Here is a 24,231-nt window from a genome sequence, read left to right as displayed (position 1 = left end):
TTAGTTTAAAGCCGGTTTTGCTTCTGGACGAATATCAATAATAGAACGACGCTCCAGATCGCGTTGAAGCTGACGGGATGCCTGTTCGACACGCTCGTTCATTAATTGGTCCGCAATTTCTCCCGGAGATTGCTGGGCAAGGTTTTTCTGTTGGCGTTTACAGACCATCAGAAGCGCAATGCCATCTACAGAAACAAGTGGTTTACTGGCTTTGCCAACGGGAAGAGGCTCTAGAATAGATTTCATTTGAGGTGCCAGGCGCTCTAGAACCTGCGTACCAGGATCGCTGGGGTGTTTTTCTCCCAAGGATTTATTCAACGCTTCCATCTCATCACAACTATGGATGCTTGCCGAAGCGTGCATTGCCTTTTGTAGAGAGGCTTGCTGCTGAGCGGTGGGTTGTTGAGGGTTCAGAGGTGTTTCAAACGGGAAGAACGCTTGACGTATGGAAATCAGAGTTCCCATTTGTTTGCCGACAACGCGCTTGGCTTGAACCGTTGCAATAATAAAGCCACCCGCAACCTGAATTGGGTTTGAAATAGCGCCTACGGGCATTTGGCGTACAACGCTTACCACTTGTGGATCAAGGTTATCCTCCTGCACCCAGCCCATAGCCCCCCCATCAAGCGCTGATTGTGCTTGGGAGAATTGAGCAGCCACAATGGGGAACGGAGCACCAGCACGGAGCTGAGAGATAATAGTGCGGGTGAAAGCGAGTTCATTTTGATCATGGCGTGGATCCGCAACAGGAACAAAAATCTCGCTAATTAAGTATTGTGGACGGCCTTGCTCATTTTGCAGAGCTTCTTCACGTTGTGAAATCTGCGTGGCTGTTACGCGACCACTTTCTCCAAGCTGTTCTCTTAAAACTTGCATCCAGCCAATTTGAACTCGGATCTGATCAATAAGTGTTGTGAGGGAAACTCCGTCAGACGCAAGATGATCACGCAGGGCGTTGTGGGGCATGCCGTTGCGTTGTTCAATATTACTGATGGCAGCAGCAATTTGCTCCGGTGCAATATTAATATGCCGTTTAAGCATTTCCTGCGTTTTAAGGCGCTCATCAATTAATTGATGAATAATCTGTCCGCGCATGCGTTGCATAACTTCAGGGCTAATGGGTAGCCCTGTAGAAAGCACAAATAACTTTGCACGGTTATCAACATCACGTTGCGTCAGAACCTGCCCGTTGATGACAGCCAGAATTTGATCATCCGGAACGGGTTTCGTGTTCGCCGCATGTTCTGGAGCTTTTTTATGAACGCCATGATGGTGTGCCGCAAAACTTGTTCCTGCCGATAGTACACAAAGTACCGCAGCAAGAGCAGTAGAAGCGATGCGTGTAGCTTTGAACATGTTGCTCATAGGTTAATACCGAATGTACCAATTGTTTTAAACGTAAAGTTCATCAGAACGGTGGAGTAACGACGTTGGCCACCAATACGTGTGTTTTGGTCAATCACGATGAGGTCAAGCCCGAAGCAATCGTTTGAATAACCAATGGTTCCACCTGTAGCGACTTGTTCTTTGCGTGACAGGCTACGACGAATAAAGGCAGACGCGTGATAGTTACGCCATTGTGTTGAGAAACCAGCTGTTAGCTCACTAATTTCTTTCCAGTAAGGATTCCAAGATGGGATGTTTGGACGATAGTTTCCAGAATAATAGTAATAGGGTGTTACAGGCTCATATATATATCCGCCGGTGACATGGAAGAGGGGGACACCCGCTCCAATCACACCTTCACCATAGTCAAAACGCTTCCTCCAAGGGTTATAACGCCCGCGAGCGGTGACATCGAGGTAGCGATTAGGGTTAAAGCGAATACGCCCAATTGGGTCTGATAAATGATGATCTAGGCCAGAGAATGGGATACGGTTATGTGTAATATGTTGTTGGATGCTTTCACCAAAGAGCATGTCAATGGAATGGCCATTCCAACTCCAGTTTTGATGGATACCAATGTTCCCACGAACTCCGCCATCCAGACGGTCAGTTCCCATGTAACGATTTAAGGCAAAGAGTGTGGAATCGCTAAACTCGTAGGCAAAGCTATCTTCATTTGGCATGTAACGATTGACAGAATTACCGGTGTTAGGCGCTGCAATCGCTTGAACGATCGGTTCAAAGATTTGTGTTCCGTGCCCTTTTGCAAAACTTCGTAGGAACGGCCAGTTCATTTTCAAAGCAATAGTTGGCAATACCTGCCCCGTAAAGCGTCTATGAACCGTATAATATGTAGGCTGAGATTCAAGAGAAGATGCGTTGTAAATATTAGAATTGAGACGAGCCGTTAACAACCATTGCTGCCCAAGCTTGTTGCTAAAGGGGCGATCCCATTGCATCTGTACCTGACCGCGCTGATCTGACACGCCGTTGGGGCGGTAGAGGTTAAAGTCTGTCGTCTGTAGGCTAAAGCGACCTCCCAGAGCATCAGGCTGACCTTGGAACGTGTAGGTAAAGCGTGGCAGAGCCCAAGGAAGATCAGAGTTTTTGATCGTGCCTTGGTTGAGCCCCTGATATGCATCAGCATCAAAACGAGCATAAGAACCAACGCCATAACCTTCTAGGAAGATATTGGATTGGAGCGTTTCTTGACCATAACCGGAGATACGGTAATCACGCATGTAGTTGGCTGAGGACGCAACGTTAATATTTGTTCCTGTATGCCAGTTTTCATTGAGTGCAAAATCACTTTTGGCAAACAGGAAGCCTTGTAGACCATGCTCTCCCTTATTCGACTGCGGGAGACCAAAAGCGTTTGTGTCCGTACTTTTCTCATGGAGAGTGTCATACGCAACGCCGCCTGTGACATCTACTTGGCCAAAATTAAAGCGTTTACGATATTCCGCAGTAAGTTCAGGAGCGGTTTTCGTTGCGATTAAGGCGCGGACCGTCAGATCTTGAGTTTTATCGATAGCCCAGAAATAGGGGATTGTAACATATGTGCCTAAGTAACGGTCATGAGGGCCAATGCCAGGCATCAAGAAACCACTTTGGCGTTTGATTGAGGGGTCTGGCATGGAGAAGAAGGGGAAGTAAAAGACGGGAATTCCCATCATTTTCAACCATGCATGATCAAACTCAACGCGTTTGTGCTCTACGTCTTGTGTGGCGTTGTAAGCTTGGAACTGCCAGAATGGAGGCGCGTCTGGGTTGCGTTCACAAATTTGGCACGCTGTATAAACAGCATGTGATAGGTCATTGATCAGACCATTGGTGCGGCGTATTCCTGTGCCGGCAAGCTTTGCATTATCTTCCATGCGCATAAAGATGGCGCTACCTATTCCATCTCGCATTCCATGGCTAAATTCCATGTGATTGGCATAGGTCGTGCTGCCATCAGGCTCTATGATGGCAACGTGTCCATCGGCGGAAAGAATGCCGGTATTACGGTCGTACGTAATTTGATCCGCCCGGATCGCATGGTCGCCTTGCCAAACACGGACATTCCCTGACCATGTAATCAGACCATTTTTGGCATAGCTTTCAGTGTCTGACAGATAGGTTAACGGGTCCCGTTCCGATGTTGGGCGCCCCACAACGATAACATGGGTATTATCCCGATGCATTGATGCCGTAAACGCATTGTTTGGAGCAACAAGAGCTGTTCCTCCAAGAACAACACCCGCGAGAGAAAAACCTTTTCCACGCGTGTGCTTAGGAAGCCACCGGGGCACCAACATTAACCATCCTCCATGTGCAAAAGAAGCGCAACCGCAAGACAAAGCCCCGCACCGGTTGGCGCCCATGCTGCAAGAACCGGTGGCAAAGCACCTGATTCACCAAATTGTTCAGCCACTTTTGAGACGGTGAAAAGCGCAAAACCTGCTGCAATCCCTGATCCCAACATTCGAGCCACCCCGCCGCGTCGTGCAGGACGCATCGAGAACCCCGCTGATACTAATGCCATTGTACCAGCTAAAATGGGAAGAGCTAATAATGACTGAAAATGTAATCTATGTCTAATAGAAGGAAACCCAGATCGCTCTAAAAGATGAATAAAACTAGGTAAAGCAAATACAGAAAGCGTGTCTGGAGAGGCAAAACTTTCTTGAATACGCGAGACAGTGAGGTCTGAAGGAAGTGTAATATCGCCTACTTTTTGAGGGAAATGATCAGGCCGAAGTTGAGAAGAGTTCTGAAAAATCCACTGATTTTTTCCTAAAACACCGATAGGCGATTCGATTCGTAAAATAAGACGATCATGTTCATCGAGGCGGAAAATCGTGACGCCGGAAAGCTCGAGTGTTTTTTTGGTTAGGCGTACATTTTGTGCATGTAGAATCGCGACACCGTGATCGGTGAGGCTTTCATCCGCTTGTCGCAGCCATAACTCGCCACCTTGTAAGGTAAGTGGTCCTCCGCCTGTGCGTAGATATGTCTGGTCGAGAAGTTCTGCTTCTCTGTACATATTAGATGATAAATATGAAATGCCTGTGGTCGTAAACAGCCCGATAAAGATGGCGCAAGCGAGGGGGCTGGCGAGGAACTGCCATGCCGAAATACCAGCAGCGCGTGCGACGATGAGTTCAGAAGAACGCGTGAGGCGAGAGAAACAAACAATTCCCCCCAGAAGGATACCAAAAGGCAAAACATAAATAATGTAATATGGGATATGCAGCCCTGCAATTTCCAATACCAGACTGGCTGGAACGTTTGGCTTGGTGGCGGCACGGCGTAGCAGGTCGATAAAGTCAAATAATGATACAAGCCCAGTGAGGGCAAGGATCATGGCGATGCTATTTAATGTAAAATAACGCGCAATATAAATGGCGAGTGTTGTAGAAAAGCCCACCTCTGTTTCTTGTGGGCGGAGAGTATGGAGAATTGCTCTTAATTGGCTCCAATAGAGTTTGGGAGATTTTTTCATGAGCGATTTCCAATGGTGGATCGTTTTTTCTTGCCAGTCTGCTCAGAAAAGAGAAGAAAGAGGCAGATAATACCAGGAAGGACAGCTTCAATCCAGATAAGGGGAACTAACGCTAAGTTTCGCCCCGCCAGATTTTGAAGCATGAGAGAAAGAGCCTGAAGGCCAACAACCGTTAAAATAGCGGTCATGGGGCGGGTGATATTACCATGGCGTGAGAAAGCACCTCGCAACACCGCAATCAGACCAATCATTGCAAAAGAAATAACCGTTAAAGGGGAAGTAAGACGGTGCCAGCCTTCAACAGCAAATTTGCCTCGGTCTCGTGCTGAAACTTCATTTGGATTGGGATTGAAGAGTTCCCCTAAAGACATTTCAGCAGCATCACGCTCTTGATGATTATTTTGGCTTGATGATGATAGGTCGATGGTATTTCGACCAAACGTTAAAACGTTTAAACGGCCTGTATGACGGTCAATCTGTTCTCGTGAACCATTATATAAGACAACCCGTGGTTTATTATCCGATGTGACGACAAGTGTTCCGTCTTCAGCAAGAACCGTTGTATGGGCCTGAGGATCCCGATCATCTTCGACAAGAATACCATGAAGCAAGCCATTGGCCTCTCGTGAACGAACATAGATCGTCATATTGCTGGAGGTTTTTGTGAACACTCCATCTTGTAAAAGAAAAGCCGCCATTTGGTTCCGAATCTGAAATTCGTAACGGTGGAAGGCATGGTAAGACACCGGCGCTAACCAAAGGGTAAGGCTGTAACAGAGCAGGCTTGAAAAAAGAGCGCAAATAATTCCCGGTCGCGCGAGTTCAAAAGGGGAACGCCCGGCGGCACGCATTACTGTTAACTCTCGATCTCCTGACATACGCTGGTATGTAAAAAGAACCACAAGAAAAGTTGTGATAGGGAGGATAACAGCAACGAAAGATGGCAGCATCAGAGAGGTGAGTTGAATAAAAACCCCTAAGGATAGGCCGTGCTGCACGATCATGGATATAAAATGCAAAGATTGCGTTAGCCAGATTAACGCGACAGAACCGCCCGTTAGAGCCAGAAGGGCAATCAATAATTGCCGCAGAACGTAACGATCGAGTAAAGGTAATCGATGTCGTCGTGTGTTATCGGAAGAAGAGGCCATGCCCTTCATCTATCCTTAGCCTGTGACGGGATGAAGGCAGAGTGTTAGCGGAAATAAACCGAGCGGTCGACAGGAGATTTATCTGTAAGGGTATGATAAAATTCTGTGGATGCGACACCAATGAGCAGACCGGCGGCAAAACCAATAATGATGGTTACGTAGCGCCAAGATCGTTGTACGCGCTGGGCTAAAAGATCGTTCTGCAAAGAGGAATTTTTCTGCTGCGATTGATGAAAAGCAGACTGGAAAGAGCGCAGAGTGTTTTTACTACTCTCTAATTCCCGTTCAAGTTTGTGAATACGGCTGATGAGCTGGGCATTTTGGCGTTTAAAGTCTTGTCGTGTTTGGTCATTCGCAAGTTGAATGAATATATTTTTTAAGGTGCCTCCCGTAATGCTGTTGCGCTTCGCACGCAGACGGAGGGTGTCGAGTATATTGGAAGCAGATTCTTTTGGCTCTTCAATGACGAGCGCGAGAATATCCGATAGGATTTTGAGTTCTTTTGGGTCAAAACTATTCGCCATAATGAACTTAGACGCTTTTCGGCGGGCGTGGTTCAGCTGCGCGGTGAAGACGATCACGAATAGCGACGCCTAGCCCTCTTGGAGGGATAGGTTGAACTGCGATTCTTTTTAGCCCTAATTTTTGTCCTTCTGCATCTAAAAAACGCAAGCCTGCAAATAAGCGGGATGCGGCTTCTTCGAGGTTTTCTGTTGCGCTGAGGTTCCAGACTAAAGTGGCGTTTGGAGCAGGGGGGCCAAATGCAAGGAGCGCTTCATCTTTTTCAACGTGATGCGCATTTAACCGTACAGGCAAAGAGGGGGCATAGTGAGAGGCCAGCATTCCAGGGGAGGAAGGAAGTGCTTCTTGCAAAGTTTGAGCTTGATGTACGATACCGCAAACAGACGTGAGTGCTTCGAGTGTAATACCACCAGGGCGCAAAATAATTGGAATGTCCTGTGTAAGGTCAAGAACAGTGCTTTCTACACCCACAAGACACGGTCCAGAATCGAGCACAGCATCAATGCGGCCATCTAAAGAGGCGAGGACATGTGCCGCAGTGGAAGGGCTAACAGCACCAGAACGGTTAGCGGAAGGAGCGGCAATTGGTGCGTTTACTTTGCGCAGAAGGGTGAGAGTGGTCTCACTTTTGGGAACGCGCAGTGCCAATGTGGGGAGGCCGGCTGAAGCAAGGTCTGAAATGGAAGAGCAAGCCGCACGAGGTAGAATAAGAGTGAGAGGCCCCGGCCAGAAGGCTTCGGCTAATGTCCATGCTGTTTCTTTCATTTTTCCTGATAGGCTTGCATGTACAAGTGCTTGTTCTGCCGTTGCGAAGTGACTAATGAGCGGGTTGAATTGTGGGCGCCCTTTAGCCGCAAAAATACCAGCGACGGCTTTGTCAGATGAAGCGAGTGCTCCTAAACCATAAACAGTTTCTGTTCCAAAAGAGACAAGCTTGCCTTCTTTGAGGAGAAAGGCTGCTTTGTCTATCCCTTCCGGAGTGGCTGTCAGATACTCCGTAACCCTCATGATTTACTGCCCGTGCAGTAAAAAGGTGGGTTTAACCGATCTGCTTTGCCATAGCGTAGACGCTCTCCATGTTGATCCAGAATAGCACCGCCCGCCGCTTCTAAAATGGCTTGTGGGGCAGCTGTATCCCATTCCATGGTTGGGCCGAAGCGAGGGTAAAAATCAGCATCTCCTTCGGCAACACGCATAAACTTTACGGAAGAGGAAATTTGCTGAACAGAGAGAACCTTGCGTCCACATAACCAGCGTTCAAGAAGCTCTTTGTTATTATGATGACTCGAAGCGAGTACGCGTAAGCCATCAGGAGAGGGTACGGCGGTATGAATGGGGATATTCTCTTTTCCATCATACCGATGGGCGCCTAAGTTTACCCCTCCAGAGTAAATGAGCCCATATGCTGGTAGAGCGACAACTCCAAGAACAGGCTCCCCCCCGCGGATGAGACCAATATTGACGGTAAAATCCTCTCCACCGGAGGCAAAACCTCGTGTTCCATCTAGAGGGTCAATCAGCCAATAGGTGTCGTCTGCCGGGATGTTTATACCAGCGGACATCTCTTCCTCGCCAATAGCTGGAATAGAAGGGTAGTGTAATCGTAAATTAGAAAGAATATGTGCTTCAGAAGCACGATCGGCTTCTGTTACAGGCGAAAAATCTTTTTTGATTTCGGTTCGAAATCCTCGAAGACGAATGCCGTTGATAATATGGGAAGCTTCTTCAGCTAAGCGAAAAGCTAAGGCAAGGAGATTATTGTCGTCTTCGGTCGAGGGGGAAGAGTCAGAAGAAATCATGCGTTAAACTTACTGAATTGAGAAAGTTTGGCTATGCCTAAAATAAAGAAAAATCGTCTATGCAACGAAGATTTTACTCAATGAGCACACTTTACAAACTAAATTATTATTAAGGGTTAAGGTTGCGTTCTGGGTTGAGGCGTTTTCCTGAGCAGAAAATTTCAAAATGACTGGATGGTGTCTTGTATCAGACGTGAAGCTTGCCGATAACAAGGGGAAGGATTTCTGATTTCATTATAAAGGCATAGAATGCTTAACATATCTTTTAAAGCACTTCCTGATTTCTCGAAGGAGCAGTTTCAGGCTGTGGCATTAATCTGCCATGGGTCATCTTTCTTGCAAGATGAGACCTATAGCGTGTTGGATAAGCTGACAGATGGTGCTTTAGGCCGAGCCGTAAAGTTCAAAAACTTCAAAGGTGAAGCTGGGCAAAAAGTTACCCTGATTGCTCCGAATGCTTCTTTATCTTTGTTAGTTTTAGTTGGGGCGGCCGAAAAAGGGAGTGCTTCTGCAACATCAGTTGCTTTAGAGAAGGCAGGAGGTATTGCCGCGAAAGCTTTTGACCACGTTGAGGAAGGTCTTATTGCATTAACAGCAGATATTTCTTCTTTCGCGCCTGAAGTTGCTTTGGGAGCTCGTTTGGCGCGCTATAGTTTTGACCTTTATAAAACTCAGAAAAAAGAAGCCGAAATAGGCCTTAAGTCAGTCATTGTTGCTTCTAACCTACAAAAAAACGATGACCATCAGAATCGTTGGAAGGCTCTGGACGCGGTTTCGCACGGTGTTTTCCTAACGCGTGATTTGGTGAGTGAGCCTGCTAACGTTCTTAACCCAGAAACTTTTTCGTCCCGTATTGAAGCGTTAAAAGAGCTGGGGCTAGAGGTTGAGGTTTTAGACGAAGAGGAAATGACCAAGCTTGGTTTTGGCGCTTTGTTGGGCGTGGCTCAAGGGAGCGCTAATCGTCCACGGACGGTCATTGTCCGCCACAATGGCGGAGGTGAAGAGGCACCTTTGGCCTTTATCGGCAAGGGTGTCACGTTTGATAGCGGCGGTATCTCAATTAAGCCTGCAGCTGGTATGGATGAAATGAAAATGGACATGGGGGGAGCTGCAACCGTTATCGGTTTGATGAGTGCTCTGGCCCGTAGAAAGGCTGCCGTTAATGCGATTGGAGTGGTCGGCTTGGTTGAAAACATGGTTTCTGACCGTGCGCAGCGTCCAGGAGATATTGTAAAGAGCTATAGTGGTCAGACGATCGAAGTGTTGAATACTGATGCTGAAGGCCGATTGGTTCTTGCTGATATTTTATCTTATACGAAAGACCGTTTTGCGCCTAAATTGATGGTAGACTTGGCTACGTTGACCGGAGCAATTGTGGTGAGCCTTGGCGAAGAAAACGCTGGTTTGTTCAGCAATAACGATAATCTGGCTTTGGCTATAACTCAGGCTGGTCAACAGGTGGGTGAAGGTGTTTGGCGGATGCCAATGGGAGAGGCATATAATCGTGAACTTGATTCTCCCATTGCAGATGTCAAAAATATTGGGGGCCGTGCTGGTGGTGCCATTTTGGCGGCTGAATTTCTGAAGCGCTTTGTTGGAGATACAGACTGGGCTCATCTTGATATTGCTGGCACGGCATGGAGAAGCAAAGCGTCTTCACTTGGCCCAAAAGGAGCAAGTGGTTTCGGTGTTCGATTGCTGGATTGTTTTATTCAGTCTTACGAGGTAAAATCCTAAGGGTGGATGTTGGATTTTATCATTTAACTCGAACGCCTTTGGATGAAGCTTTACCAGCTTTACTAGGCAAAACGCTTGATGCAGGAGAGCGGGCTCTTGTCCGCTGTCCTGACGAAGCATCTGTTGCGCAGCTAGATGAGGCGTTGTGGAACGTGCGTGATCCTGTTTGGCTGCCCCATGGAACAGAGAAAATGGGGCATGCGCCGTTTCAACCGATATGGTTAACAGCCAACAATGATGCTCCTAATGGTGCAAAGTTTTTGTTCCGTATTGACGGAGCAGGTGAGAGTGAATTTTCGTTATTCACAAGGGTTTTTGATTTATTTGATGGACGTAATTCTAATAGCGTGCAACGTGCACGGGAACGTTGGAAGTTATTGAAATCTATGGGTCATACACTTGTATATTGGCAGCAGCAGGCGCATGGCTGGAAAAAAGCTGGATAATGAAACGATCTAAAAATTGTTTTGGGAGTGCTTTTACTTTGTCTCTCCCAATCAGGAGTAAATAATATGAAAACCGTCACATTCCGTAACGGCAGAACAGTTCCAGCTCTCGGCATGGGAACATGGAATATGGGTGATAGTTCTGTTCGTCGTTCTGATGAAATAGACAGCTTGCGCTTAGGGGTAGAAGTCGGTTTAAGAGTTATTGATACTGCTGAAATGTACGGGGATGGTCGCTCGGAAAGTTTGGTTGGTGAAGCCATTTCTGACATCCGGGATGATGTTTTTTTGGTGAGTAAAGTTCTTCCATCCAATGCATCTTATGATAGTGTTTTAAGGTCTTGTAGACGGACGCTTAAGCGTTTGGATACGGATTGGCTTGATATGTATCTTCTTCATTGGAGAGGGACTACACCTCTTGAAGAGACGATACGGGCTTTCAAAACTCTTGAAGCAGATGGCATGATCAGAGGATGGGGTGTTTCCAACTTTGACGTATCGGATATGGAAGAGTTGAAAGCGGCTTCAGATGAATGCCAAGTCAATCAAATTCTTTATAGTCTGGAACATCGTGGCACTGAGTTTGATTTGCTAGCGTATAATCAAAAAGCTTCTGCCGTAACGATGGCTTATTCTCCTTTGGGGCAGGGAGGGGATTTACTCCAGAACCCTGTGCTTAAAGAAATAGCTCAACGTTATGAGACGGATCTAGGACCTGCCCAGCCTGCACAGATCGCTCTGGCATGGGTGATGCGTCAAGAGAATGTGCTTGCTATTCCTAAAGCAGGAACGCCGGATCATTTGTTGGCGAATGTGGCAAGTCAGGCCATTTCTTTGACAGAAGAAGACCTTAAAATTCTGGATAATGCTTTTCCGCCGCCAAGTAGTAAAGTATCACTGGCCGTTATCTAGTATGGGAAGTGTGTTGCGGCCCATAAGTAACTTTAATTAATTATGGGTCGTGCACTCTGTTTATACTCTCACATTCCTTTTATTTAGATCCTGTTTCGATATGTCTGGCTGGGTTAACCATTCCGGCATCATTCAAAGTAGAGAGAAGTAATACTGCTGGTCATAGTGCTGTTGCATTATTGGCAGCCCTAGTTGTGGTTTTATCAACATCTTTGCCCGTGTGTGCAGTTGCATTGGGTGTTTTTGCAACGCAAGAACGCGCAATATGTCCCTTATGGTGGACGTTACCCACGCTGCTTTTTTATGCCTTATTCCCGCATACACCATTGCTTTGGGTCGGGTTGTTCCCTGTTCTTTTTTGGAGTGAGTTTCAAAAAAATCAGGGTGCGTTGTTCCCGGCGTTATCCGTTATTTTATCTGTCGCGATGATGTGGCATGCCGCCAATGTGATCAGTCCGGTTTTATGTGCGTGCATTCTGGTGGGGTTTGTCTTTTTCGTCCTTGGAAAAAATCTTTTGCAAAGAACGCCTCCCAAAGACTTTGGAGTTATAAGGCCTTTGTTCTTGATCATCTTGATGATTGCGGCTGAGCACGAAGGGATTATTTCAAGCGCACGAGGAGCCATCGAGGCATTACTTTTGGATCTGGTGCTGTTAATTATATCTGTACCAGCTATGAATCGTTTTCAAGGATTGCTCATTTTGCGCTATCCTTTCCCTCCATTACCGGGGTTTATTGTTCTTTGGCTTGGAATTCATAGCGCATTAGGGCTTGCAGTTGGGGCGTCCGAGTGGAGCGTATTAGGCGTTTTGTCAGCTCTGATTTTTGGTCTTTTCTCTATCTTGGATATCGCGAAGCTGGGGTTCCGTCAAAGCCAGGTTGTGTCTCGGCAAAAGCCTTTATTGGAGGTGCTGGCCGTAGGAAGTGCTACTGTGCTTCTGCCGATGGTTGTGTGGGGAGTATGCAGTCCTGTCATCCATTTTATTGGTGGGGCTTGGGTTTGGCCGTTTTGGTCTTTGGAGGCAGGGGACGGGTCATATTTAAAAATACCTGCATTAATTTTGGTGCTGTTTGTCGTTTGGTTGTTTTTAGTAAAAACTTGGCGTTATGAAAAAGGGTTGGAAAAAGCGCTGATATCGTTTTTGCCGACGCTAAATAAATTTCAATATTATGACGTGATATTTGAGAAGATCCCGAATTTCCCATGGCTCATAAGGCGATTGATTGTCGAAAATCGGAAGCGTTTAAGCGCTCTTTCTTTATTATGGAAAGGTGAACTTCCTGATATGCGGCGTATGGCCGTTGGGATATGGTTGTTCCTTTTGGCCATCGTATTGGCTGTTCTTGGATTTGCATCATGATGTTGGGCTTCCTTTGGGGCTTTCTGCAGGAAGTCATTCAAATCGCTTTCTGCTTGTTGATAACCCCTTTTATGGTTTGGATACTGACGCGTTTCCCCCGATGGTTGAATGGCGAGGCCGTTTCTGGAGCGGTCATTTCTTTTCAAGACATGAAGTCTTTCTGGCGGACGTTGTATTCTGAGGCTATTGAACCTCAGACTGCTTTTTGTATAGCGATTGCTCTTGTTGTTATCGCAGTGCTGCCGAGTATTATTGTTTCAGTATATTTTGCCAATTTGGCAGACCCGTTATTAATTGGCCTCTTGCTCTTGTCTGCTCGTTTCCTTCTTGGAAGAACAAATGTGCCAGAGGAAATACGGCGTTCTATCCCTGCTATTTTGGTATTGTGTTTAGTTGAGGCTTTAATCGCACTGGCTGCACCTGAAGCCAATGGATTAGCGGGCTTAAGTCAAGTGCTGCACATTGAGCCATCTCCAGGGCTGGAGGGTGCATTAGGCGCCTGTGCATTGGCTTTGGGCATTTGTTGTCCTCCTCTGCGAGAGAACGACCTTAGGAAACGGTTGTCTGAGATTAACGTTCGTCATCAACGAAGAATGCTATACGCGACTGTTGATGTGTTAAATTGTGCGTGGATCTTTTTCTTATCCGATCTGGCGTTACCCATTTCAATTGGAACGGTAAGTGCTGATTGGAGAGGGTGGCTTGAAGGAGCCGCAGGCTTTTTAGGGCGTGTTGCTCTGATGTTGATGTTTGTAACGGTTTTAAAGATTTCGGGGCAGGAGCGCAGTGAGCGTTTAACAGCTTTGTTCTCAGGTGTTGCTCTCGTGCTGGCTTTAGCCGGAAGGTATGCGGCGTGATCGTTGGCTTTGGGATATTATTGCTGTTAGCTTTAGCCGGTCTGGGGCGTGATGGGCGTGGCTTACCTTTGTATGGCGTAATGGCTGCTTTTACAGGAGCAACATTATGCAATGGCTTATTTGCATTAGTGACATCGCTTGCACTAATCAGCTTTAATATTGCGGCTTGGGCTTGGTTGAAACGGTTTGCTCCTCATGCACCAGATAAAGGGGCTGCTCTTCCTGTGATTGGAGCTCTGTTGTTATTGCTTGCACTTGGTGTGGCCGGAGCAAGCTTGGGCTTGGCACCTGTGCTGGCTTCGGGGCTTGTGTTAATTGGTTTGTGTGGTGCCGCTTTTGGGCCGAGCCTCGTGCAGTTTACAAGCCTATTAATGTCGGCTGATGGGCTAATTGTTATGGCTTGTGTTTTACATTCTTGGGCTCTTTTTACAGTCTCTGTCGTCTTATGGGGTGTGCTGGCAATCTTGGGAGTAACGCTTCTCCCGCGGTTAGCGTGGCGACGTGTGGAGGAAATGTAAATGCATCCATTTGCTCCTATTATTACATTGTTCGCTGTAACTGTCTGGCCATTGCTTGCGGCATTATTGCTGTTAATTACACCACAAAGCCGCCAAAAAGCGAGTAGTTTAACATTTGCAATTGCAGGCGCCATCATCACGTTCATTGCAGCTTGGTTACTCCCGCGGTCTGACGCTTTGGCAGCTTGCTGTTCGTGTATTGTAGCGGCCATGCCTTTGCTTTTACCGAATGTTCAGCAAGATCGAGTGGGATATATTTTGCCTTTCTTGGTAACAGGCTGTGTCTTGATGGCCATGAATGTTCATTCAGCTTTTGTGATCATCGTTCTATGTGCTGCAGGGACTGTTTTACTGGCATGGCGTGAGGGGCGCAAAGCTCAGCAAGCGACGTTGATATGGGATATGGCACGCTTACGCTTAGGTGGCGTGATTATTGCTATTTTAGGTGTATCTCTTTTATCTGTTGAGCAATCCCCCATTGGATCGGTGTTGTTAACAGTAGGGTTATGTATGATGGCTGGATTAGGGCCATCATCTTTTCCAGGTGTAGAAGCAACGTTGCTTGACACGGGGTTACGTTTTGCTGCGCTACTGTTAATGCTGCGTTTAAGCTCGTATGTTTGGGTTCATTTTTTCATTTTAATAGCCGGCTTTGGTACGTTGATGATGACGGTGTGGGGGCCTCATCAAGGGCGTAAAGCTTTTCTTCCTATTTTGACGGCACTCGGGGCTATTGCCGCAGGTGTAGGGGAAGGAGCGGCTTTAATCGTACTGCTCTTTGTTTCTTTCGCATTAGCCGCTTTAGATCAACGTATAAAAGTCACAAATTACGATATGATAGCAGTGGGAATGGCTCCATGGCCAATATTCTGTGTGCTTATTGCCATTGGGCGTTCTTTAAATTCTTTTTTGTTAATTCTAATGGTTATGTGTTTGATCCCAGAATTAAAGAAAATAAAGTCGATCCGTTTATTTCCTGCCGGGCCTTATAAAGAGTTTGGCTGGGTGCCCGTGATTGAAAGTCTGTTGCTCATTGTTGGTTTGTGTGGGCCACTTATGCTGGCTTGGCATCCTGTCTCAGGTTGGACGCCATGACAGAGATGGGAGATATTATCCGCAGTGGAGAAAGAATTTCTCTCTCTCATTATGGATTAGATACAGCGCAATGGCAGGCAATGCTCGTGTCAGCGGGGTCAACCTTGCCACTACTTTCATGCTGGGCAGATGAAACGCGGGTTTATATTCTTTTATTGGAGCGTGACCGCCCACTTTTAGCGAGCACACCTATAGAAGATCGGCGGTATTTAGCACCTTCATCAAGGTTTGCTGGAGCGGATTGGGGGGAAAAGGTTGCTTTTGACCTTTGGGGTGTGGAAGCAATGAATGCCCAAAGTGATGGGTACCCTGCCTTAGATGAAGGAGCGTGGGAAGAGACATGGCCGTTATCTACAACTCCCAATGTTGGAGGGAGCCAGCCTTTTCCGTCTCCAGCAGGCGAGCGGTTGAAGCCTGAAGAAAGTGGCTTGTCGGGGCCGTTAGAGCTTTCCTATCATCTATTAAGAGGGAAGGCGCAGACCCTAACAATGAAAGCAGGATTAGCGCATCGTGGTGTGTTGTCTCGTGCTGTCGGTCAATCTCCAGAGAAAGCGTTGTCCTTTATATCAAGAATGACGGCAGGTGGGTTTGTTGCTCATTCATTAGCCTTTTGTCGTGCTCTGGCTCAGGCACAAGGACGAGAGATTAGCTCTGATATTCGTGATGCCTGGATGATCTTACTTGAGATTGAGCGCATTTCTGTTCATTTATTTGACTTGGCACGGACTGCTCGTTCAGTGGATGCAGGCTTGTTGGCTACGCATTGTGACCATGCGCGTGAAGGGATAGCTCGTGTGTGTTATGAACTGCTCGGGTCACGGCGTTTAACTGATATTGTGACGTGTGACGGTGTGCGGGAAGGTGTAGAGATTATCCCGTTAGCACAAGCTGTCATAGCTGTTCTGGAGCCACGGTTATCGGCACTTTTGGAACTACAGTCTGTATTTGCTTCCCGTCTGAAGGGGATTGCGGTTTTACGGCCAGAACTCGCAACAAAGTTTGCCATTGGCGGTTTGGTCGGTCGTGCCAGTGGGCGTCATTTGGATGTGCGTCGGCGAGAGGCTGGGATGCGTTTAGAGGCATTACGTTCAACGGGCTCAAGCCAAGGGGATGCGGCGGCACGGGATAATTTGAGAGTGTTGGAAATAAGGGATTCTTTAACTGTTCTCCAGCGTATTTTAGGGAATTTTGGCACACAAGATGATGAGCCAGTTTCGAGAGCAACGGATGAGGGAATTGGTGCAGCAGAAGGGGCTCGTGGTGATATATGGTATTGGTTGCGTTTAAAGGATGGTAAGATTAGAGCCCTTCAAGCACGGGATCCTTCTGTGTCTGTTTTATCTGTCTTACCCAATGTTTTAGGTGGTATGGCGCCTGAACAGCTTTCTGTGGCTCTTCAGTCTTTTGCTCTGTCTCCTGCGGGAATAGCGATGTGAGTATTTTAAAACATTCTGGAGCGGTCAGTATATTACACGCTTTTCTTGACGCCTCTCGTTGGCGATCCGTACGTGAGGAAAAAGGGAAAATCCCTCAAAAAACGGTTCATGTATATGTGTTGGAAACGGGAGGGTGTGAAGGCTGCCATATGGAAGTAGAGACGTTAGCGGGGAGTGCTTTTGCTCTTGAAAAATACGGCTTTAAAAAGGTTACGGATCCTGTGGAAGCGGATTGGTTATTAGTAACGGGAGCCATGAGCCGCTCTTGTGTAAATATGTTGGAGCGTGTGTGGAATACGATGCCACAAGGCAAAAGCTTGATTGCGGTTGGTCAGTGCGCGATTGATGGTGGAATATTTGGGAATTCTTACGCGACATTGGGTGGTCTTGATAAATTGACAGCGGTGAAAAGAATGATTCCCGGGTGTCCACCATCACCTCACGAAATTCTTAATGGATTAAGGAATATTATAGAGAATTAATTTTTCTTAGAGAATTAGCCATTTTTGAGCGATGGTTTCTGAACGAAGTTATTGATAATTTACAACTTATCGGGAAGGGGGCTTCCCGTCGCAAGTTTACGGTCGCATACAGTGCACTATCTTTTTTAGGGATGCTCCTTTGGGGGTATCGTCGAATACACAGGATATGAAATGGCTGACTATCGGCTTGGTATTGATCTCGGCGGCACAAAGATCGAGATTGCAGCACTTAATCGTGTAGGTGAATTGGTTCTAAGAGAACGAATTCCTAATCCGGGAGTGTATGACGAAGCTGTAAAAGCAGTTCGTGATTTTGTAACGCAGATTGATCAACGTTTGGGTTCTGTCTCTAGCCATAGAGTTTCTGCCGGACAAAAAACGTCTACATTGGGGATTGGTATTCCGGGCTCGATTTCTCCAGAGACTGGCCTAATTAAAAATGCCAATGCGACATGGTTAAATAACAATCCTTTCGGACGTGACTTGGAATCAGCCATGTCTCGCCCCGTTCGTATTGAAAATGATGCAAATTGCTTTGCTCTTTCTGAAGCGGCGGATGGTGCCGGGAAAGGAGCGACCACTGTTTTTGGTGTTATTATCGGAACGGGCATGGGCGCCGGGATTGTTAATAATGGCCGTGTTATGGAAGGAAGGCACCATGTTGCTGGCGAATGGGGGCATATTCCATTGCCATGGATGATTCCAGGAGATGGAGAACCGCGTAAGTGCTTCTGTGGTAATTCTGGCTGTATGGAACGCTATTTGTGTGGGCCTGCTTTGGCTGAAGATTGGAAAGGGGCAGGGAACCGTAACACCGCAGGAATTGAAGAAGCGGCTGCTAATGGAGATCAGGCTGCGATTGATGCCTTGAATCGATATGTAGAGCGTTTTGCACGTGCATGCTCTTTGGTTATTAACTTCTTAGATCCGGATGTGATTGTTTTGGGCGGTGGAGTGTCCAACTTAGAGACACTTTATAAACGCGTACCACCTCTCTTAAGCCGTAATGTAATTACACCTGTATGCAATACCGCTATTGTAAAAAATAAGCATGGCGACAGTTCTGGAGTTCGTGGGGCTGCATGGCTATGGGATGTAACAGAATAATTTTTGAATAAAATTTATATATAAAAAAGCCGCTGATATTTTTCAGCGGCTTTTTTGTAACTAGGCAGTTTCTTCAACGGCCTCTGACATTTCTTCAGCCGCTCTTTTTAAACGATGGTAGGAGAGGCGAGAGAAAGGTAAAAGTACTAGGTAAAAAAGGCTTGCTGCGGCTAAGGCTCCCCATGGGTCAGCAACAAGGACAGCAGTAAAGAAGCAAATCCCCAGCATAAGAGGCAGAACAAACCGAGAGGGGACTTTGAAATTTTTAAAAGACCAAACGGGGAAGGTAGAAACCAGTAAAAACGCTGTTAAAATCAGACATGTACTGGCGAGAAAGGGTGAATGAGCAAAATTTGATAAAGCGCTTATATGAAGACGTTTCGCTTCCAAGCCTAAAAAAACTGGGAAAAGAACGATACCCGCTCCCGCTGGTGCTGGAACCCCAGTAAAAAAATTGGCTGAATAATCAGGTTTGGTATCATCATCAAGGCTTGCGTTAAAACGGGCTAACCGCAAGGCCATACAAACGGTAAACATGATGCATGGAATAAAGGCGTAACGCCCCGCATTTTGTAAGCACCAAAGAAGCAGGATAAACGGAGGGACAACTCCAAAACAAACAAAGTCTGACAGACTGTCGAATTCGGCTCCAAAACGGGAGGTGCCTTTTAACATCCGTGCAATGCGTCCATCTAAACCATCAATACACGCGGCAATAACGAGTGCGACAGCAGCATGTGCAAAATAATGATTTAATGCAAAACGCATACTGCTGAGCCCAGAGCATAAGCCAAGCATGGTCAGGATATTGGGGATAAGGCGATTAAAAGAAGGCCCTCGCACACGTGTGCGAGGAGAGCGTCCTATTTTACGTAATCTACGTCTTATTTTGCGCCGTTTCCCGGAGCGAAGAAGACCGGTACTGTCGGGATGTGTCATGATAGGTTCAGAGTTTTGCGAGAATAGTTTCGCCAGCGATCATGGTTTGACCTTCGGTAACCAGAGGTTCCACGCCCGGTGGAAGGTAAACATCTGTTCTGGAGCCAAAGCGTATCAACCCAAAACGCTCACCTGCTTCTAAGCGGTCATCTTCCTTCACAAAACATAGAATACGACGGGCAATGAGGCCTGCAATTTGAACAACCCCAATGTTCCGGCCATCTGGAAGAGTGAGGCGGACTTCATTACGTTCATTATGTTCTGAAGCTTTATCAAGGCTTGCGTTCAAAAATTTACCAGTGTGGTAAACAATTTTTGTAACTTGCCCAGCTGCAGGTATACGATTGATATGGACATCTAAAACAGAAAGAAATGTTGAAACACGCCATACGGGTGTTGTTCCCATTTCCAAAGAATGAGGTGGGGGAACCAGTGCGATAGATGTTACGCGACCATCAGCAGAAGCCAAAACAAGGTCCGCTTCTTGAGGGGAGTAACGCTTTGGGTCACGGAAAAAATAAAATGAAAATGCACTGAAAGCGAAACCGGCTTTCCCGATGAGGCGCGTTAAACGCCAAGGGGTAATTCTCCCTAAAAAACCAATGGCCGTTCCCGCAGCAATGAAAGGAAGTGCTGCACGGTGAGGAGGAGAGAGAACAAATTTAAAAGATTGAATTAATGACATGACAACTACTTTTAGAGCCCAGAAAATTAACGTCAATAATTTGTTACAAAGAAGGCCTTTTTCAGGCGAATTTAATTAATTGACGTGAAATGGAGAAGTTTTTTTCCTCTTTTAACGCAGGAATGCCTGCATGAATATTTTTGTGCGCGAGGACAATGTGTACACCAGCGCAGGGGTAGACTGCAAATTGGTTTAGTTTTTCAGCAAAAGTTCCCGAAACTTTTGAAAGGATAGAAGGCGGAAGAATAAGCGCTTTATGATATATTTCTGTTCTAAAGAAACATTGTTTGAGTAAGTTATTTAACTGTTGGCGGCTAAAAGGGGTTCCATGGCCAAAGGGCGTAGAATCGTTATGCGCCCAAGCACTGCGCCGATTGGGCACCACAAGGATGAGTACGCCGTCATCTTTCATGATTTTCCAGATAGAGCGTAAAAAATTAGCCGGTGAGTGGCTGAATTCCAGACCATGGATCACGAGGGTGGTATCGATTGATAAATCATCAAAAGGAAGACACTCGCTACTGATCAAGCATTCTTTGCTCGCACGAAGGGTAGATCTATAGGTTTGTCCGTGGTTGATGCGAGCGCAAATAGAATTCGGATTGGACGCTAAATAAGGGGCAGGATATCCGATTCCAAGAATATGTTCTGATACAATTTTGGGGTGTAACGTTGTAAGGTTAGAGAAGATGAGATTTGCGGTGCGGTGACCAAGAGGACTGTCATAGAATGACGCTGCATCTTTGAACTGATTATAAATCAGATGTTTTCGCATGAACGTTCCGCACAATTATTAAGAAGGGATTATATGGCAATCGATATTAGACCAGTTCGTGTTTTGACTGATAATTATGCATGGTTACTGACAACGGATGATGGAATACGCGCTGTTGTTGATCCGGGTGATGCTGAGCCTATCATGGAAGTGCTTGGCGGTGAAAAACTTAATTTAATCTTACTAACCCATCATCATTCAGACCATACTATGGGAGCTGAAAAACTGAAAGAACGATATGGGGCAAAAATTTTTGGTCCAGAAAAGAATTTAGATTTACTACCGCCTTTGGATCGTTCGTTAGGTGATGGAGAGAGTTTTTTATTGGGCAAACATCAGGTTGATGTTCTTTTGACACCAGGGCACGCGGTTGGTCATATTTCTTTTGTGATTAGGGATGTTCCGGCACTATTTTCTGGTGATGTTTTGTTTAGTGCAGGGTGTGGACGGTTACTTGAAGGGAGTGCAGAGGAGCTTTTTAGAAGCCTTCATCGATATGATGATTTGCCAGATGAAACGTTAGTCTGCGCTGGGCATGAATATACTCGTTCGAATATAAAATTCGCCCGGTCTGTGGACCCGGATAATTTGGATTTAAAACGACGTTCAGAAGAGGTTGAAAAATTATTATCAGAAAGGAAGCCAACATTACCTGTTACATTAGGCGAGGAAAGGCGGACAAATCCTTTCTTGCGCGCTCTTAATGTTGATATATTTGCTCAGTTAAGACGTGAAAAAGATGTTTTTTAAACAAAAACCCCCGTCAAAGCATTGACGGGGGTTTTTGTATTTCAGGTGTGTTTACCAAAAATAATAACTTTCAAGAGTTCAGCACCGATCCCAACAACAGAGACCCCACCAAGCCAGAGAAGGACAAACCATCCCAGTCGGTTCATCCAAGAGAGAGGGCCTGTTTTTTGGCTGAGTTTGCCATATTCAATACGCATGACATGAACTCCCAAAAATCAATGATAGTGATGGTCTGCTGTCACTTTTCCTCGGAAAACATAATAGGAATAAATGTTATAAGCAGAAATCGCGGGTAGTAAGAACATAGCACCGCAAAGCAGGAAGGCTTGGCTGGCAGGAGGAGAGGAGGCCATCCAAATCGTAATGCTAGGTGGTACGATGTAGGGCCAGATATTGATGCCTAATCCTGAAAAGCACAGGAAGAAAAGCAAAAGCGTTGCAACAAAAGGAAGGATTTCAGAGTTTTTGTTGCGTAGGCCTAAGAAGAGGGTAAGTGAAACGATAACCACAGCTACAGGAACAGGAGCAACGAGTGCAATCTGTGGCCATTCAAACCAACGCTGCATATATGTTGCATGAAGCTGAGGTGTCCATACTGAAATAATCGCAATAGCAAGCAGTGTCAGCGCCCCTAAACCATAAGCAGCTCGACGCATTGTCTCTTGCAATGCCCCTTCACATCGCATGATGAGCCATGTAGCACCGAGTAAGCTGTAGCCAATAGCGACCGCTAGCCCACAGAAGAGTGCAAAAGGTGTCAACCAATCCAGTGATGTGCCAATAAATGTAAAAGTATTATTTTCATTCTTGATGGGAATACCTTGGATAAGAGTGCCAAGGATAATGCCTTGCATGAAGGCGGCGACAAAAGAACCTCCACAAAAAGCTGTATCCCAGAAGAAACGGCCAAAGGGAGAGGTCATTTTAAAACGGAACTCGAAAGAAACGCCGCGCAGAATAAGCGCAAGCATCATGAAGAGCAGGGGTAAGTATAGCGCGGGTAAGATGGTGCCATAAGCAACAGGAAAGACACCATATAATGCGGCTCCTCCAAAGATCATCCACGTTTCGTTCCCGTCCCAAACCGGAGCGATTGTGTTCATCATGACACTGCGATTTTCATGATCGCGTTCTTTTAGAAAGAGTATGCCTATTCCCAGATCAAAGCCATCAAGAATAACATAGATAAATATTGCCGTTGCAGCGAGAACTGCCCAGACAACAGGAAGCCAAGAAGAAGCGGTTTCCATCATGATTTCTTACTCCGCCCAATGATGTGGATGATGAGAAATTTGCGTTGTTCCCGCTGCCATCTGAGGTTCATGCTCAGAAGGGCCCTCTTCATTGCTATGAGGTTCTTGGGCAAAGCTACGTAGGAGCACGACTATTCCAGCCGTAAAGATGATGAAATAGACGATAACAAACGCAGTCATGGATGTTTCGAGATTGGGAAGAGAAATAGGAGAAACACTATCTGCCGTTTTGAGTAGCCCATAAACGGTATAGGGTTGTCGTCCAACTTCTGTTGTCGTCCATCCGCAAAGCAATGCAACGAAACCAGAAGGTGCCATGAGGATAAGAAGGCGTTGCAGAAGAGTATTCGTGTAGAGATGACCTCTCCACCGAAGCCATAGAGACCACAGTCCAACCAAAATCATCAAGCAGCCTAAGGCCACCATGATACGGAAAGAGAAGAACAGGAGTGGTGAATAAGGGCGAATATCTTTCGGGTAGTCTTTGAGGCCAGGAACCTTACCATCAAGACTATGAGTAAGAATGAGGGAGCCAAGGAAAGGGATCTGCACTTTGTAATGAGTTGTTTCGTGTTCCATATCAGGAATACCAAACAGGATCTCAGGTGCGCGGCCTTCAGATTCCCAGTCGCCTTCCATAGCGGCAACTTTGGCTGGTTGATATTCAAGGGTGTTTAGTCCTTGAGTGTCTCCCGCTATGAACTGAATAGGGGATACAATCGCTGCCATCCACATTGCCATGGAAAACATCAGACGCACTTGTTCAGACGCCTGACGACCTTCCCGGCGCGCTTTTAAGAAGTGCCAGCTCGCAACGCCTGCAACGACAAACGCAACCGATAGGAATGCTGCAAGGCCCATATGAACCAAACGATATGGGAAGGATGGGTTAAAGATAATCTGCAGCCAATCCCCCGGAAGGAAGCGGCCTGTTGCTTTATCGATGATGTAACCGCGTGGCGTTTGCATCCAAGAGTTGGAGGCAAGGATCCACGTCATGGAAATGAGTGTTCCGATGGAGACCAAGCATGTTGATGCAAAATGTAGGCCCTTACCAACACGGTTTAAGCCAAACATCATGACGCCTAAGAAACCAGCTTCCAAGAAGAAGGCTGTCATCACTTCATAAGCGAGCATGGGCCCAAGGATTGGCCCTGCCTTTTGGGAGAATTGGGACCAGTTGGTTCCAAACTCGTAGGACATCACAAGGCCAGAAACCACTCCCATACCAAACACGATAGAGAAGATTTTTAACCAATATTTAAACAGATCTAGGTAAGCGCTACGGCCAGTTTTGAGCCATAACCCTTCAAGAACTGCAAGATAAGCGGCTAGTCCAATCGAAAACGCCGGAAACACAATATGGAATCCGACTGTAAAGGCGAATTGAAAACGCGCGAGAAATAAAGCCGTCAGGCCAAACATTATGGAGCGCCTTCTGCTTTAACGACGGAGCGCAGCGAGAAGGGCAACAATTAAGTTCCTGCGTTCTGCGTTCAGGCCGTTTAGGTTTGAAGAAAAGAAGATATATGA

At 46.4% G+C, this 24,231-nt stretch carries 24 protein-coding genes; 11 read left to right on the top strand and 13 right to left on the bottom strand.

Features of this window, described 5'->3' with window-relative positions; genetic code table 11:
• From E3D00_RS01670 to E3D00_RS01640, 7 genes are read right to left on the bottom strand one after another with little or no spacing between them, the layout of a single operon-like run.
• Nucleotides 1-1,365, bottom strand: coding sequence for a peptidylprolyl isomerase (locus E3D00_RS01670; RefSeq protein WP_408909351.1), 1,365 nt, complete (start codon nucleotides 1,363-1,365; stop codon nucleotides 1-3).
• Nucleotides 1,362-3,686: an LPS-assembly protein LptD gene (locus E3D00_RS01665; RefSeq protein ID WP_141459365.1), complete on the bottom strand. Its 2,325-nt coding sequence runs from the start codon at nucleotides 3,684-3,686 to the stop codon at nucleotides 1,362-1,364. The genes E3D00_RS01670 and E3D00_RS01665 overlap by 4 nt, the downstream gene beginning before the upstream one ends.
• Nucleotides 3,686-4,873, bottom strand: coding sequence for an LPS export ABC transporter permease LptG (lptG, locus tag E3D00_RS01660; protein ID WP_408909350.1), 1,188 nt, complete (start codon nucleotides 4,871-4,873; stop codon nucleotides 3,686-3,688). Before lptG ends, E3D00_RS01665 begins: the two co-directional genes overlap by 1 nt.
• Nucleotides 4,870-6,024, bottom strand: a complete 1,155-nt coding sequence (gene lptF, locus E3D00_RS01655; protein WP_141459363.1) for an LPS export ABC transporter permease LptF — start codon at nucleotides 6,022-6,024, stop codon at nucleotides 4,870-4,872. The genes lptG and lptF overlap by 4 nt, the downstream gene beginning before the upstream one ends.
• A gap of 44 nt (nucleotides 6,025-6,068) precedes the next feature.
• Nucleotides 6,069-6,548: a hypothetical protein gene (locus E3D00_RS01650; protein WP_141459361.1), complete on the bottom strand. Its 480-nt coding sequence runs from the start codon at nucleotides 6,546-6,548 to the stop codon at nucleotides 6,069-6,071.
• A 7-nt stretch (nucleotides 6,549-6,555) separates the two neighbouring features.
• Nucleotides 6,556-7,554: an L-threonylcarbamoyladenylate synthase gene (locus tag E3D00_RS01645; RefSeq protein ID WP_141459359.1), complete on the bottom strand. Its 999-nt coding sequence runs from the start codon at nucleotides 7,552-7,554 to the stop codon at nucleotides 6,556-6,558.
• On the bottom strand, nucleotides 7,551-8,345 hold the full coding sequence (locus tag E3D00_RS01640; protein ID WP_141459357.1) for a 3'(2'),5'-bisphosphate nucleotidase CysQ family protein: 795 nt from the start codon (nucleotides 8,343-8,345) through the stop codon (nucleotides 7,551-7,553). The genes E3D00_RS01645 and E3D00_RS01640 overlap by 4 nt, the downstream gene beginning before the upstream one ends.
• Nucleotides 8,346-8,594: 249 nt before the next feature.
• Here E3D00_RS01640 and E3D00_RS01635 point away from each other — a divergent pair, with 249 nt between their 5' ends.
• The 10 genes from E3D00_RS01635 to E3D00_RS01590 all read left to right on the top strand — a co-directional run bounded on the left by E3D00_RS01635 (nucleotide 8,595) and on the right by E3D00_RS01590 (nucleotide 18,296).
• Entirely contained in the window at nucleotides 8,595-10,082 is a 1,488-nt protein-coding gene (locus E3D00_RS01635) for a leucyl aminopeptidase (RefSeq protein ID WP_141459355.1), read from the top strand.
• Nucleotides 10,083-10,084: 2 nt separating this feature from the next.
• Entirely contained in the window at nucleotides 10,085-10,528 is a 444-nt protein-coding gene (locus tag E3D00_RS01630) for a DNA polymerase III subunit chi (RefSeq protein ID WP_141459353.1), read from the top strand.
• Nucleotides 10,529-10,594: 66 nt separating this feature from the next.
• Entirely contained in the window at nucleotides 10,595-11,440 is an 846-nt protein-coding gene (locus E3D00_RS01625; protein ID WP_141459351.1) for an aldo/keto reductase, read from the top strand.
• Nucleotides 11,441-11,634: 194 nt separating this feature from the next.
• Nucleotides 11,635-12,801 (top strand): hypothetical protein, encoded by a 1,167-nt coding sequence (locus tag E3D00_RS01620; RefSeq protein WP_246091460.1) that lies wholly within the window; start codon nucleotides 11,635-11,637, stop codon nucleotides 12,799-12,801.
• Nucleotides 12,798-13,658 carry a hypothetical protein gene (locus E3D00_RS01615; RefSeq protein ID WP_141462323.1) on the top strand — a complete coding sequence of 287 codons (861 nt, stop codon included), beginning with the start codon at nucleotides 12,798-12,800 and terminating at the stop codon, nucleotides 13,656-13,658. Before E3D00_RS01620 ends, E3D00_RS01615 begins: the two co-directional genes overlap by 4 nt.
• On the top strand, nucleotides 13,655-14,176 hold the full coding sequence (locus E3D00_RS01610; RefSeq protein ID WP_141459347.1) for a hypothetical protein: 522 nt from the start codon (nucleotides 13,655-13,657) through the stop codon (nucleotides 14,174-14,176). The genes E3D00_RS01615 and E3D00_RS01610 overlap by 4 nt, the downstream gene beginning before the upstream one ends.
• On the top strand, nucleotides 14,177-15,271 hold the full coding sequence (locus tag E3D00_RS01605) for a hypothetical protein (RefSeq protein WP_141459345.1): 1,095 nt from the start codon (nucleotides 14,177-14,179) through the stop codon (nucleotides 15,269-15,271).
• Nucleotides 15,268-16,707: an NADH-quinone oxidoreductase subunit D-related protein gene (locus tag E3D00_RS01600; RefSeq protein ID WP_181441976.1), complete on the top strand. Its 1,440-nt coding sequence runs from the start codon at nucleotides 15,268-15,270 to the stop codon at nucleotides 16,705-16,707. Before E3D00_RS01605 ends, E3D00_RS01600 begins: the two co-directional genes overlap by 4 nt.
• Nucleotides 16,704-17,189, top strand: a complete 486-nt coding sequence (locus E3D00_RS01595; RefSeq protein ID WP_181441975.1) for an NADH-quinone oxidoreductase subunit B family protein — start codon at nucleotides 16,704-16,706, stop codon at nucleotides 17,187-17,189. Before E3D00_RS01600 ends, E3D00_RS01595 begins: the two co-directional genes overlap by 4 nt.
• Before the next feature lie 171 nt (nucleotides 17,190-17,360).
• Nucleotides 17,361-18,296 (top strand): ROK family protein, encoded by a 936-nt coding sequence (locus E3D00_RS01590; protein ID WP_141459341.1) that lies wholly within the window; start codon nucleotides 17,361-17,363, stop codon nucleotides 18,294-18,296.
• Nucleotides 18,297-18,356: 60 nt separating this feature from the next.
• Here the strand turns inward: E3D00_RS01590 and E3D00_RS01585 are convergent, their stop codons facing one another.
• From E3D00_RS01585 to E3D00_RS01575, 3 genes are all read right to left on the bottom strand, one after another.
• The gene (locus E3D00_RS01585) at nucleotides 18,357-19,235 is read right to left on the bottom strand and encodes a CDP-alcohol phosphatidyltransferase family protein (RefSeq protein ID WP_141459339.1); all 879 of its coding nucleotides are present in this window, start codon (nucleotides 19,233-19,235) and stop codon (nucleotides 18,357-18,359) included.
• Between the two features lie 7 nt (nucleotides 19,236-19,242).
• On the bottom strand, nucleotides 19,243-19,920 hold the full coding sequence (locus E3D00_RS01580) for a phosphatidylserine decarboxylase (protein WP_141459337.1): 678 nt from the start codon (nucleotides 19,918-19,920) through the stop codon (nucleotides 19,243-19,245).
• Nucleotides 19,921-19,981: 61 nt separating this feature from the next.
• Complete coding sequence (locus tag E3D00_RS01575; RefSeq protein ID WP_141459335.1) at nucleotides 19,982-20,695, bottom strand: methyltransferase domain-containing protein; 714 nt, start codon at nucleotides 20,693-20,695, stop codon at nucleotides 19,982-19,984.
• Nucleotides 20,696-20,728: 33 nt separating this feature from the next.
• Between E3D00_RS01575 and gloB the strand changes: the two genes are divergently transcribed.
• Entirely contained in the window at nucleotides 20,729-21,445 is a 717-nt protein-coding gene (gene gloB / locus E3D00_RS01570; protein ID WP_141459333.1) for a hydroxyacylglutathione hydrolase, read from the top strand.
• Nucleotides 21,446-21,486: 41 nt separating this feature from the next.
• Here the strand turns inward: gloB and E3D00_RS01565 are convergent, their stop codons facing one another.
• From E3D00_RS01565 to E3D00_RS01555, 3 genes are read right to left on the bottom strand one after another with little or no spacing between them, the layout of a single operon-like run.
• On the bottom strand, nucleotides 21,487-21,642 hold the full coding sequence (locus E3D00_RS01565) for a DUF2474 domain-containing protein (protein ID WP_141459331.1): 156 nt from the start codon (nucleotides 21,640-21,642) through the stop codon (nucleotides 21,487-21,489).
• 18 nt (nucleotides 21,643-21,660) lie between these two features.
• Entirely contained in the window at nucleotides 21,661-22,698 is a 1,038-nt protein-coding gene (gene cydB, locus E3D00_RS01560; protein WP_141459328.1) for a cytochrome d ubiquinol oxidase subunit II, read from the bottom strand.
• A gap of 6 nt (nucleotides 22,699-22,704) precedes the next feature.
• Nucleotides 22,705-24,123: a cytochrome ubiquinol oxidase subunit I gene (locus E3D00_RS01555; protein ID WP_141459325.1), complete on the bottom strand. Its 1,419-nt coding sequence runs from the start codon at nucleotides 24,121-24,123 to the stop codon at nucleotides 22,705-22,707.
• Nucleotides 24,124-24,231 lie beyond the last annotated feature (108 nt).

Source organism: Swingsia samuiensis (assembly GCF_006542355.1).
GTDB lineage: Bacteria > Pseudomonadota > Alphaproteobacteria > Acetobacterales > Acetobacteraceae > Gluconobacter > Gluconobacter samuiensis.
Note: the sequence above shows the minus strand (reverse complement) of the source record. Positions and strands in the feature narration are given on the sequence as shown.